The organism is uncultured Methylovirgula sp., from assembly GCF_947646745.1.
Lineage (GTDB): Bacteria > Pseudomonadota > Alphaproteobacteria > Rhizobiales > Beijerinckiaceae > Methylovirgula.
In genome coordinates, this window is sequence record NZ_CANSHK010000058.1 from 1 (window position 1) to 12365 (window position 12365).

The 12365-nt window shown below is 63.8% G+C and carries 9 protein-coding genes; 5 read left to right on the forward strand and 4 right to left on the reverse strand.

Features of this window, described 5'->3' with window-relative positions; genetic code table 11:
* Positions 1-186: 186 nt before the first annotated feature.
* Both Q0025_RS14010 and Q0025_RS14015 read right to left on the reverse strand, forming a co-directional pair.
* Positions 187-441: a hypothetical protein gene (locus Q0025_RS14010; RefSeq protein ID WP_297300185.1), complete on the reverse strand. Its 255-nt coding sequence runs from the start codon at positions 439-441 to the stop codon at positions 187-189.
* A gap of 531 nt (positions 442-972) precedes the next feature.
* On the reverse strand, positions 973-2196 hold the full coding sequence (locus Q0025_RS14015; protein ID WP_297300187.1) for a glycosyltransferase family 87 protein: 1224 nt from the start codon (positions 2194-2196) through the stop codon (positions 973-975).
* Between the two features lie 135 nt (positions 2197-2331).
* Between Q0025_RS14015 and Q0025_RS14020 the strand changes: the two genes are divergently transcribed.
* From Q0025_RS14020 to greA, 5 genes are all read left to right on the forward strand, one after another.
* Complete coding sequence (locus Q0025_RS14020; RefSeq protein WP_297300189.1) at positions 2332-3534, forward strand: pyridoxal phosphate-dependent aminotransferase; 1203 nt, start codon at positions 2332-2334, stop codon at positions 3532-3534.
* 294 nt (positions 3535-3828) lie between these two features.
* Positions 3829-5520, forward strand: a complete 1692-nt coding sequence (locus Q0025_RS14025) for a methyl-accepting chemotaxis protein (protein WP_297300191.1) — start codon at positions 3829-3831, stop codon at positions 5518-5520.
* Positions 5521-5597: 77 nt separating this feature from the next.
* Complete coding sequence (locus Q0025_RS14030) at positions 5598-5999, forward strand: DUF2237 domain-containing protein (RefSeq protein ID WP_297300193.1); 402 nt, start codon at positions 5598-5600, stop codon at positions 5997-5999.
* 132 nt (positions 6000-6131) lie between these two features.
* Complete coding sequence (gene carB, locus Q0025_RS14035) at positions 6132-9455, forward strand: carbamoyl-phosphate synthase large subunit (RefSeq protein ID WP_297300195.1); 3324 nt, start codon at positions 6132-6134, stop codon at positions 9453-9455.
* Between the two features lie 341 nt (positions 9456-9796).
* Entirely contained in the window at positions 9797-10270 is a 474-nt protein-coding gene (gene greA / locus Q0025_RS14040) for a transcription elongation factor GreA (protein WP_297300197.1), read from the forward strand.
* Positions 10271-10296: 26 nt separating this feature from the next.
* Here greA and Q0025_RS14045 read toward each other — a convergent pair whose 3' ends face one another.
* Together Q0025_RS14045 and Q0025_RS14050 are read right to left on the reverse strand one after the other, a co-directional pair.
* On the reverse strand, positions 10297-11619 hold the full coding sequence (locus Q0025_RS14045; RefSeq protein WP_297300199.1) for an HlyC/CorC family transporter: 1323 nt from the start codon (positions 11617-11619) through the stop codon (positions 10297-10299).
* 15 nt (positions 11620-11634) lie between these two features.
* On the reverse strand, positions 11635-12365 hold a 731-nt coding region (locus tag Q0025_RS14050; RefSeq protein WP_297300201.1), incomplete at its 5' end, for a 3-dehydroquinate synthase.

Genomic DNA, 12365 nt, shown 5'->3' on the forward strand with positions numbered 1-12365 from the left:
GCCAAAAGGTTTGGCGGGAGCCATAGACATGAACGAAGCTTAGCCGCGCCGCCCTACAAAACGATTGATGCGATCGCAGAAACTTGGCCCCATCGGCAAAAAGAAAGGGCCGCGTCCTTGACGGAGCGCGGCCCTCAGACACGACCTCCTACGGGGGGCATCGGGGGTCGTGGTAACCTGGCGCCGTTACGATCGCGGCGCGAACCCTGACAGATCCGGCATCACGCCGGCGAAATGCACGTCGTGCTGCGCTGCCGCTGGCGTCTGAGAAATTCCAGCCGGCGGATCGAAGCGAACCAAAAGCCCGAGCGCGAAAGCCGAAACGGTGAGGATGACGATCAGCACCAGCGAGACCTGAAACTGCCGCCGCGCCGCCCGCGAGTCGTAACTGCGGACGAAACCTGCATCCGGGGCACGGTCAAAATGGTCAGCGATTGACATCCCTCACTCCTCTCAGCACTCAGCTTCGAGACCACTTACCGCTATTCGGTCTCCCTGCTTTTGCCTGTGCGCAAAAGCACATTGGCAACCCGCGCCGGGTGTGGCCTTGATCTGCCTCATCCTTGCCGCGGCTGCGGTAAAAATCTTATGCGTCTCTCGAACGCAACATGGCCGGTGAAAGTTTCAAAACGCCGATTAAATCGGTTGACAGTTGCGTGAGGGGCGCGTCAGCGCGGCTGTTTTCGGGTGCGGCTCTAACTTTTGACGGCGCCTTATGTTCCGAACTGGGATTCGCGAAAATCGCTCTCGCGCCGTCGTCAAGGCGGAAATCGATTTCAGAACATGAGATTATGCAGCAAGCGGCGCTCTGCCTTAACCGTCTTTGCGAAAATCGCGCGGCGTGACCGTCGCAAATTTCCGAAAATTTTCGCGAGCGCCCTGCCCGCCCGAAGCGCAAAACGTCAAGAAAAAGAATTTCGGCCTGTCGTTAAAATCGCACAGAAGATTTGCCGAAGATTCGCGGCATGAAATTTACGGTGCTTTAGCTTCAGCGGCGGCGCGAGACAGAAGGCCCGCCACAAAGAGCAGGATCGCTGCCGGCCCGACCGGAAGAAGCAGCGTACTGGCCATGGGGCGCGCCAGCAGCGGCATGATCCAGATCGCGGCGAGGCCGGATTTCTCATAAGGCCGGAAGCCCTTGTCGAGGCCGTAGGACAGCGCCAAAGCCAAGGCCGGCGCGAGCGCGGCGAGATCGTAGTCGAAGACATAGGGCGTCGCAGCGAGGTTCGCCGCGATGAGTATCCCGGCCTTGAGGCGAAAGTCGGCCTTCGACCGCCAAACGAAGACCACGATAACGAGCAGGCTGGCCGTTATCAGCGCCTGCACGCCATAGGCGAGCGGCACAGGACCTCCGAGAAGCCGGACGGCCGCGAACGGGCTGACGAATTTGCCGAAGCCGGCGGCGCCGGCTTCGAGCATGGCGCGGGAAAAGCCGAGATGCCCGAAAAACCCTTGCCACGGTGGCGTGCCGAAGGCGGCAAGACTTACGAGGATCATGGCGACAAGGCCGGCTGCGCCGGCGGCGAGCGTGCGCCAGCATTGGCCGGCGATCAGCGCCGGCGCGATCAGCAGGCCGAGATGCGGCTTGTAAGCGAGCAGAGCCAGGCAAAGCCCCGCTGCAACTGGGCGGCGCGGCAGAAGCACCAGGCCGCCCCCCGCAAGGGCGGCGGTGAGAAAGCCATTCTGCCCGTGCACGAGGTTGATGAAGGCCGCGGGAAAGGCGAGCGTCGCGAGAAGGGCGGTGCCCGTCGGAGGCCGCAGCGGACGCAACGCCGCGAAGGTCGCCGCGAGATAAAGCGCCAGCGATGCGGCCTGCCAAAGTGCGAAGGCCACCCCGTAGGGGCAGAGCGCAAGAAGCGCGGCGATCGCAAGGAAGAACGGCGGATAGGGCCAGATATAGAAGCCGTCGGAAGGACCGAAAAATCTGTCCTGATCGCGTTTGAAGGCCGCGACGTCGTAGGGGCGCGCCGGCTCCCCGGCGAGCACGGCGCGGCCGGCCGTCCAGACCTCGGCGAAATCGGCGCCCAATGGATGGTGATAGATGTCCTTGCCGTGCCGAGCGGTCGCGACGAGGCCGAGGCCGGCGATCGCAAAGGCCGCGAGAAGAACGGCCGGGTAGGCGCGCAAGCGCTGGCGCGTGAGCCAGGCGCCGCTGCGCAAAGTGTTGAACATGAAAGCCTCGTCGGAGGCCGGCATGATGGGTCTTCAGCGCTTAAATATTGCTAAGCGCCGGCGGGCCGGCGAAACAAGGCTTGCGGCGGTGTCGCCCGGCCACTAATTTTGCGGCGCAAAAACCCAGCCCTCTCAACTTTTTACAAGGACCACAGCATCATGGCTTTCATTTCCGACGCTCTCCTGCGGGTCAAACCCTCCGCGACCATCGCGGCGACGCAGAAAGCGCGCGATCTGAAAGCCGCCGGGCGCGACGTCATCTCGCTGTCGGTCGGCGAACCGGATTTCGACACGCCCGACAATATCAAGCGCGCCGCCATCGCCGCGATCGAGCGCGGCGAGACCAAATATACGCCCGTCGCCGGCATCCAGCCGCTGCGCGAGGCGATCGCGGCGAAGTTCAAGCGCGAGAACGGCCTCGATTACAAAGCCTCGCAGACGATCGTCGGCACCGGCGGCAAGCACATTCTGTTCAATGCCTTTTTGGCGACGGTGAACCCCGGCGACGAAGTCATCATCCCGGCGCCCTATTGGGTGAGTTATCCCGATATGGTGGCAATCGCCGGCGGCACGCCCGTCGCGGTCGAGACGCGGATGGAGCATGGTTTCAAGCTCCAGGCCGAGGATCTCGACCGGGCGATCACGCCGAAGACCAAATGGTTGATCTTGAATTCGCCGTCGAACCCGTCCGGCGCCGCCTATACGCATGCCGAATTGAAGGCGGTGACGGATGTGCTGCTGCGCCATCCGCACGTCTGGGTGCTGACCGACGACATTTATGAGCATCTGACCTATGGCGATTTCAAATTCGTCACGGTGGCGCAGGTCGAGCCGAATCTGATCGACCGCACCCTGACCATGAACGGCGTGTCGAAATCCTACGCCATGACCGGCTGGCGGATCGGCTATGCGGCCGGCCCCGACAAGTTGATCAAGGCGATGGACATGCTGCAGGGCCAGCAGACATCGGGCGCCTGCTCGATCGCGCAATGGGCCTCGGTCGAAGCGCTCAACGGGCCGCAAGATTTCATTCCCGAGCGGCGCAAGATTTTCGAGACGCGGCGCGATCTCGTCGTCTCGATGCTCAATCAGGCGAAATATCTGAAATGCCCGTCGCCGGAAGGCGCCTTCTATGTCTATCCGTCGATCGCCGAAGCCATCGGCCGCAAGGCGCCAGGCGGCAAAAAGATCGAAACGGATGAGGATTTCGTCGCCGCGCTGCTGGAGACGGAAGGCGTTGCGGTGGTGCAAGGTTCGGCCTTCGGCCTCGGGCCGAATTTCCGCATCTCCTATGCGACGGGGACCCAGGTGCTCGAAGACGCGTGCGCCAAGATTCAGCGCTTCTGCGCAAGCTTGACTTGAAGCCTCAGGTCCGTTCAGACGCGAAAAAGCCCGGTTCCCCCCGGAACCGGGCTTTTGCCCCCTCGCCCTGTCTCTGAAGCCGTGGCCCCCCGGCCGGCTGAACAGGTCGTCAGCGACATCCGTATAACTCAGCGTCGGCATGATGTCTGTTGCGGGGCTGCAACAACCGAACCGGAAGGGCACAGAGCGCGGCGTCTCTTCCTAGCGCTGTCACACGAAAGCAACACGCTTTGCTAACATCTTCGGACGTAGGCTGCGTCCGCGCCTTCCGATTCGCATTCCAGCAGACCCCCCGTGCCCAGACTCGCTCCGAAATTGCGGCTGACCCATAAGTTCGCCGCCGTCATCATCACATTTGCCGTTCTGACGGGCATCTGCGGTTCCATCTTCTGGCATGAGTTCGGCGTCCTGCGCGATGTGCGCTTGGACATCATCCATCGCCAATATCCGGCCCGCGTCGCCATCGTCGAAGCCAAGGCCTCGGAGGCGAATTTCACCGCTTTCGCCTATCAGCTCGCCCATGCCGATAAGGACGACGCGCAGCAGACGGTCTGGGCCTTCCGCGACGAGGCCAAGCGCTTCCGCAACTGGCTCGCCGTCGCCCGCGCCTTTCTGCCTGACTCGCAGGACGATCTCGACGGCATCTCGATGCGCTTCGACAAGATGCTCGCCTTTCTCGAGACGTTCGCCAAGCAGCAGCCGAGCAGCGAGACGCCGGAATTCCAAATCGATTATCGCTTCGGCCCGTTGCGCGACGATCTCGAGGCGGCGCTCAATCATGTCTCCAATCAGATCGCCGGCGACATGAACGATCGGATCGTGCAAGTCGATAACGTCACCAACCCGCGCTTTCAGCGCCTCGCGGCGTGGTTTGCCGCCGGCTTTGCGATTTGCTTTTTCGGCGCGCTGCTCTGGGCCTCTCTGGCGGTCGCGCATCCGATGCTACGGCTCGCCGCAGCCATGCGCGAGATTGCCGCCGGCCATCTCGATACGGCGGTCGGCTCCACCCGCCGCTCCGATGAGCTGGGCGACATGGCGCGCGCCGTCCAGATCTTCCGCGACAAGGGCAAAGCGCTGCGCCAACTCGAAGCCGAGACCCGCTCGGCCGATGCCCGGGCGCAGCTGGCGCTGCAGGCCGAGCGCGAGCGATTCGTCGATGTTTTCCAGGGCGACGTGATGCGGGTCATCGATGCTCTGTCGGCGGCGACCGTCGAGCTGCAACGCAATGCCGCAGCCATGCGCGACATAGCCCATGCGACCGACGACCGGACCAAGCGGGTCGTCCAATCCTCGCATGTCAGCGTCGAGGTTGTGGAGGCGCTGTCGCATGCCGCGCATGAGTTCAGCCATCTTGTCGACCATGCCAATCAGGATTTTTTCAACGCCAATCAGATCGCGGCACGGGCGGCCGCCGACGGCAAGGTCACGTCAACGTCGGCGCGCGAACTCGCCGAAGCGGTGGAAACCATCGGCCAAATCGCCGATTTCATCGGCGGCGTCGCTTATCAGACCAATCTTCTCGCGCTCAACGCGACGATCGAGGCGGCGCGCTGCGGCGAAGCCGGGCGCGGCTTCGCGGTCGTCGCCGGCGAGGTGAAGGCGCTGGCGCAAGAGACCTCGCGCGCCGCCGCCGACATTGCCGCTCGGATCGGGGGCGTGCGCACCGCGACCGATCATGTCGTCAAGGCTGTGGGCGTGACGGTCGAGCGCATCGGCCGCATCGGTGCGATCACCGACACGATCCGCGAGGGCACCGCCTTGCGCGAAGAGGCGGCCGGGAAAATTGGCGAATATGTCTCGGCAACCGCGGACGAGGCGCAGCAATTGTCGCATACGCTCCAGGCCGTCGCCCAATCCACCGGGGAGAGCCAGCGGATCGCCGCGGAAATGCTGCAGGCGACGAATTCGCTGTCGGAGCAGACCGAGCGCTTGCTCATCCGCTCACGCGAATTCTGCGTTCAGATGCGCGGGCGCAAGGCGGGTTAGGCGGCCGTTGCAACCGCGCAAGAAGCCTGCTTGGCTTTGCCTCTTCGGACAAGCTTGGCGTAGCGGCAGAGGGCGAGATGTTCAGGGATAGTCCCGGCGACGGCGGCCGTAGGCCTGCCCGCAATGTCCTGGGCGAGCCGCTCGAAAGCTGCTCGTTCAATCCCTTGACCGGGTTCTTCCGCAACGGCTGCTGCGACACGGGACCGGCGGATGCCGGCAGCCACACGGTCTGCGCCGTGATGACCGCGGATTTTCTCGCCTTCTCGAAGGCGCGCGGCAATGACCTCTCGACGCCGATGCCGGAGCACGGCTTTCCAGGCCTCAGACCGGGCGATCGCTGGTGCCTCTGCGCGCCGCGCTGGCAAGAAGCCCTCGAAGCGGGCCAGGCGCCGCCGGTCGCCCTGAAGGCGACGCATGAAGGGGCGCTCGCCTCTTGCGATTTGGCCGACTTGAAGGCCCACGCGGTCGATTTGTCCTGAAAAGCCGGGGTTCACACGGCGGCTTTTCTTCTTTAGAGCAATTTCTCTAGCCCTTAACTCGCACTTTATGCCGCTCCGCGCCCTGCGGTCGCGGCCTTCCGGCGCGTCCGGAGGAGGAGACGAAGCCCGCCTATGCCCCGCCGGACGGATATTTCCACCATTATGATCATTGGCGCCGGTCCGATCGTGATCGGCCAGGCCTGCGAATTCGACTATTCCGGCACCCAGGCCTGCAAGGCCCTGCGTGAGGAGGGCTATCGCATCGTCCTCGTCAATTCCAATCCGGCGACGATCATGACCGATCCCGATCTCGCCGACCGTACCTATGTCGAGCCGATCACGCCCGAGGTCGTCGCCAAGATCATCGCCAAGGAGCGCGATTCGGTGCCGGGCGGCTTCGCGCTGCTGCCGACGATGGGCGGCCAGACGGCGCTGAACTGCGCGCTTTCGCTCAAGAAGATGGGCGTGCTCGATAAATACGATGTCGAGCTGATCGGCGCGACGGCCGATGCGATCGACAAGGCCGAGGATCGCGAGCGCTTCCGCGAAGCCATGTCGCACATCGGCCTTTCGACGCCGCGCTCGCATCAGATCAAGACCTTGATCCAGGCGCTCGAGGCGCTCGACGACATCGGCCTGCCGGCCATCATCCGGCCCTCCTTCACGCTCGGCGGCACCGGCGGCGGCATCGCTTATAACAAGCAGGAATTCATCGAGATCATCGAACGCGGCATCGATGCGTCGCCGACCAATGAGGTTCTGGTCGAGGAGAGCGTACTCGGCTGGAAGGAATTCGAGATGGAGGTCGTCCGCGACAAGGCGGACAATTGCATCATCATCTGCTCGATCGAGAACATCGATCCGATGGGCATCCATACCGGCGATTCGATCACCGTCGCGCCGGCGCTGACGCTCACCGACAAGGAATATCAGGTGATGCGCGACGCCTCGATCGCAGTGCTGCGCGAGATCGGCGTCGAGACCGGCGGGTCGAACGTCCAATTCGCCGTCAATCCCGAGAACGGCCGGCTGGTCGTCATCGAAATGAATCCGCGCGTCTCGCGCTCCTCGGCGCTCGCCTCGAAGGCGACGGGATTCCCGATCGCCAAGGTGGCGGCCAAACTCGCCGTCGGCTATACGCTCGATGAGATCGCCAATGACATTACCGGCGGCGCGACGCCCGCCTCGTTCGAGCCGGCGATCGATTACGTCGTCACCAAAATCCCGCGCTTCGCCTTCGAGAAATTCCCTGGCGCCGAGCCGCTCTTGACGACGGCGATGAAATCGGTCGGTGAAGCCATGGCGATCGGCCGCACGTTTGCCGAGAGCCTGCAGAAGGCGCTGCGCTCGCTCGAGACCGGCCTCACCGGGCTCGACGAGGTCGAGATCGAAGGCATCGAGCGCGACGACGACAAGAAGGTGTTGCGCGCGGCGCTCGGCCGGCCGACGCCGGACCGGCTGCTCGTCGTAGCGCAAGCGCTGCGCTACGGCCTGTCGCTCGACGAGATCCACGACGCCTGCAAGATCGACCGGTGGTTCATCGCCCGGATCAAGGAGATCGTCGATCTCGAGGAAAAGGTCCGCGCCTTCGGCCTGCCGCAGGACGCGGACAATCTGCGCATGCTCAAGGCCGCGGGCTTTTCCGACACCCGGCTCGCGACGCTCGCCGGCACCGACGAGGCCAATGTGCGCGCCTTGCGGCACAGTCTTGCCGTGCGGCCGGTGTTCAAGCGGATCGACACGTCGGCGGCCGAATTCGCTTCGCCTACAGCCTATATGTATTCGACTTACGAGACGCCCTTCGCCGGCGTCCCGGCCAACGAGGCGCAGCCCTCCTCAAGGGAGAAGATCGTCATCCTCGGCGGCGGCCCGAACCGCATCGGCCAGGGCATCGAATTCGATTATTGCTGCTGCCATGCCAGCTTCGCGCTGCGCGCGGCGGGCTATGAGACGATCATGGTCAATTGCAATCCGGAGACGGTCTCGACGGATTACGACACCTCCGACCGGCTCTATTTCGAGCCGCTGACGGCCGAGGACGTGCTGGAGATCTTGGCGGTCGAGCGCGCGGCGGGGCGGCTGCGCGGGGCGATCGTCCAGTTCGGCGGCCAGACGCCGCTGAAGCTCGCCTCCGCCTTGCAGCAGGCGGAAATTCCCATTCTCGGCACCAGCGTCGATTCGATCGATCTGGCCGAGGACCGCGACCGCTTCAAGCGGCTGCTCGACAAGCTCGGCTTGAAACAGCCGATGAACGGCATCGCCTATTCGGTCGAGCAATCCCGCCTTGTCGCGGCCGATCTCGGCCTGCCGCTTGTCGTGCGCCCGTCCTACGTGCTCGGCGGCCGCGCCATGGCGATCATCCATGATGGCGCGACCTTCGACGATTATCTGCTCGAGACCTTGCCCGGCCTCGTGCCGTCCGACGTCAAGGCCCGCTACCCCAACGACAAGACCGGCCAGATCAATACCGTCCTCGGCAAGAATCCGCTGCTCTTCGACCGCTACCTGTCGGACGCGGTCGAGATCGATGTCGATGCGCTCTGCGACGGCCGCGATGTCTTCATCAGCGGCATCATGGAACATATCGAGGAGGCGGGCATCCATTCCGGCGATAGCGCCTGCTCGCTGCCGCCGCATTCGCTCGCCCCGGAGATGATCGCGCGGATCGAGGAGACGACCCGCAAGCTGGCGCTGGCGCTTGATGTCGGCGGGCTTATGAACGTGCAGCTGGCGCTGAAGGACGGCGAGATTTACGTCCTTGAAGTGAACCCCCGCGCTTCGCGCACCGTGCCCTTCGTCGCCAAGGTGATCGGCACGCCGATCGCGAAGGTCGCGGCGCGGGTGATGGCCGGCGAGAGCCTGGCGAGCTTCAATCTCAATCCGAAACGGCTCGGTCATGTCGGCGTGAAGGAGGCGGTGTTTCCTTTCGCGCGCTTCCCCGGCGTCGATACGGTGCTTGGGCCGGAGATGCGCTCGACCGGCGAGGTCATCGGCCTCGACCGCTCCTTTGCCATCGCTTTCGCCAAGAGCCAGCTTGGCGGCGGGACGAAGGTGCCCGGCTCCGGCACGGTCTTCGTCTCGTTGCGCGATATCGATAAGCCGCGCATCGTGCCGGCGGCGAAGCAATTGCTTCGGCTCGGCTTCAAATTCTGCGCGACGGGGGGCACCGCGCGGTTTCTCGAAAGTCAGGGGATCCCGACCGAAAAGGTCAACAAGGTTTCGGAAGGCCGCCCGCATATTGTCGACGCGATCAAGAACGGCAGCGTCCAGCTTGTCTTCAACACGACCGAGGGAGCGCAGGCTTTGGCTGATTCGCGTTCGCTCCGCCGCGCCGCCCTGCTTCATAAGGTGCCCTATTATACAACTCTGGCGGGAGCGATTGCCGCGACCGAGGCAATCGTCGCTTACCAAGCGGGGGACCTGGAGGTGAAGGCGCTTCAGGACTATTTTGCCTGAAGTTCGCTAAGCTATTGGAACAATTTTGATTCGTCCGCCGCGGCCGCCAAGGGAGCCGAACGGACTTTGCCGGCGTTCGGAGGGGTGTTCGCCCTGGCCGCAGGCACGGCACGCATTTGCGATTGAAACGTTCGCATTTAACCGGAAGAATGCGTTAAGCTTGCCAGCCCAGCGGCCGCGCCACGGCTGCGCGCCGGCGGCGCAAGATCATGTTTCGGAAGGTCATGCAAAGCGGGCCCGCCTAACGCGCCCGCCGAGGGTTCTATCCGTCTGCGCAAGCCGGGCAGACGATCATGGTTTCAACGCACGGCGGCTGACGCCACTTGTGAAGAGATTGAAGAATGGAAAAGATTCCAATGACCGTGCAGGGCCACGTGGCGCTGTCGGAGGAGCTGAAGCATCGCCAGCAGGTGGAGCGCCCGCGCATCATTCAGGCGATCGCCGAGGCGCGTTCGCATGGCGATCTGTCCGAGAATGCCGAATATCATTCGGCCAAGGAGGCGCAATCCCTGAACGAGGGCCGCATCGCCGAGCTTGAGGACAAGCTGTCGCGTGCGGAAGTGATCGACGTCTCGAAGCTTTCCGGCAATACGGTGAAGTTCGGCGCCATCGTCACGCTCGTCGACGAGGATACCGAAGAGAAGAAAGTCTATCAGATCGTTGGCGAGGCCGAGGCCGACGTGAAATCCGGCCGCGTCTCGATCACCTCGCCCACGGCGCGCGCGCTGATCGGCAAGAAGGTCGGCGATTCCGTCGAGGTCAATACGCCGGGCGGCGGCAAGAGCTACGAGGTGCTGAAAGTCGCATTTCGCTGAACGGCTCCTGCGCCGGCCGGAACGGTCTAGGGCAGCATTCCGGTCGCCGGCGCGGCCGTCTCGCTGACCGGCGTGACCCGGAGCGCGGCCAGCCGGTTGCGCGTCTTGCGCAGGACCTCGAAGCGGAAGTTGTGAAAGGTGAAGACCTGTCCCATTTCCGGAATGGCGCGGGCCTCGTGGATGACGAGGCCGGCGATTGTCGTCGCCTCTTCGTCCGGCAAATGCCAGCCCATGACGCGGTTCAGGTCGCGGATCGGCACCGAGCCATCGACGGTGACCGAACCGTCGGCGTTCTGCCGCACGCCCAGCACCACCGGGTCATGCTCGTCGGAAATGTCGCCGACGATCTCTTCGAGAATATCTTCCAGCGTCACGAGGCCGAGGACGACGCCATATTCATCCACGACAAGCGCGAAATGCGTCTTGCGCTTCAGGAATGCTTGCAACTGATCCTGCAGGCTCGTCGTATTCGGCACGTACCAGGCGTCGAGCGCGACATCCTCGATCTTGAGGCGTTCGATATCGCCGCCCGAGTCCTCAAGCGCGCGCAGAAGATCCTTGGAGTGGAGAACGCCGATGATATTGTCCGGCTCGCCACGCCAGATAGGCACGCGCGAATAGGGCGAATCGACAACGGCGCGGAGAAAGTCGCGCGGCGGCAGGTCGGCGTCGATCGTGTACATTTTGGTCCGATGCACCATGGCGTCCTCGACGGAGAGGTCGCGCAACTCGAGCAGGCCGCCGAACATGTCGCGTTCCGAACGCTGCACCCCGCCTTCCTTGTGCATGAGGTCGACGGTGCTCCTGAGTTCCTCGTGTCCCGACAAAAGCGCGTGATGCACCTTGGTGTCGATGCCGACGAGTCGGAGCAGGCCCTGGATCAGGGCTTCGATGGCGGCGAGGATCGGGCCGAAGATCGCAACGAAGAAGCCGATGACCGGCGCGACAATGAGCGAGAATCGGTCCGGATAATTGATCGCCAGCGTCTTCGGCAGGATTTCCGCGAAGACGAGCAGGAGCAGGGTCATCAGGCCGGTCGCATAGATGACGCCGCTATAGCCGAATATGGCTTCGAGCACGCTGCTCAGAAAAGCCGAGGAGCCGATGCTGACGAGCGTATTGCCGAGCAGGATCGCGCCGATCAGCCGGTCGCGCTTGCCGAGCAGGCGGTTGACACGCTTGGCGTTGCCGTCGCCGCCTCTTTCGAGCGCATACATGCGCGCGCGCGAGGCGGCCGTCAGCGCCGTTTCGGAGCCGTTGAAGAAGGCCGCCAGAAGGATACAGAAGATGACGACGGCGGCCGCAAGCCAGAGATTAGACGTCGACGGTTCGACGTGAACGCCGTGCATGGGTGAAGTCCCGTTCTATGCCGCGCCGAGCTCGTGAGCGAGGAAGGCGCGCACATCCGACGCCAAAACATCGCGGGCGATGAAAGCCTGGCCGATGCCGCGCGCCAGGATAAAGGTCAGCACGCCGCGTTGCACTTTCTTATCCTGCAGCATCGCATCGAGAATCACGGCCTCGTCGGCATCCCAGCCGGGAATGTCGCGGATCGCCGTCGGCAGGCCGACCTCGCGCAAATGTTCGACCACCCGCTCGGCTTCGGCGGCGCCGAGAAGCCCGCGTGCGGCGGAAAAGCGGAAGGCGCAGGCGAGGCCGATCGCCACCGCCTCGCCATGCACCAGTCGGCGATTGTCGTAATGCACGATGCGCTCGAACGCATGGGCGAACGTATGGCCGAGATTGAGCAGCGCGCGCTCGCCCGATTCGTGCTCGTCGGCGGCGACGATCGCCGCTTTCGCCGCGCAGCTCTTGGCGATGGCATGCATCTGGTCGCCGCCGCCGGCGAAGACGTCACGCCAATGCTCTTCGAGCCATTCGAAGAACGCGCGGTCGTTGATGAGGCCATATTTGACGACTTCGGCATAGCCGGCGCGAAATTCGCGCGCCGGCAAGCTCTTCAGCACCCGCGTATCGATCAGCACGAGCCGCGGCTGATGAAAGGCGCCGACGAGATTTTTGCCGTGGGCGGAATTGATCCCGGTCTTGCCGCCGACGGAGGAATCGACCTGCGCCAGCAGCGAGGTCGGCACCT

Excerpts from the sequence above, each read along its gene's own strand:
- Q0025_RS14030 (WP_297300193.1), top strand. The coding sequence starts at position 5,598 with ATGTTCAGGGATAGTCCCGGCGACGGCGGCCGTAGGCCTGCCCGCAAT.
- Q0025_RS14045 (WP_297300199.1), bottom strand. The coding sequence starts at position 11,619 with ATGCACGGCGTTCACGTCGAACCGTCGACGTCTAATCTCTGGCTTGCG.
- carB (WP_297300195.1), top strand. The coding sequence starts at position 6,132 with ATGCCCCGCCGGACGGATATTTCCACCATTATGATCATTGGCGCCGGT.
- Q0025_RS14015 (WP_297300187.1), bottom strand. The coding sequence starts at position 2,196 with ATGCCGGCCTCCGACGAGGCTTTCATGTTCAACACTTTGCGCAGCGGC.
- greA (WP_297300197.1), top strand. The coding sequence starts at position 9,797 with ATGGAAAAGATTCCAATGACCGTGCAGGGCCACGTGGCGCTGTCGGAG.
- Q0025_RS14010 (WP_297300185.1), bottom strand. The coding sequence starts at position 441 with ATGTCAATCGCTGACCATTTTGACCGTGCCCCGGATGCAGGTTTCGTC.
- Q0025_RS14020 (WP_297300189.1), top strand. The coding sequence starts at position 2,332 with ATGGCTTTCATTTCCGACGCTCTCCTGCGGGTCAAACCCTCCGCGACC.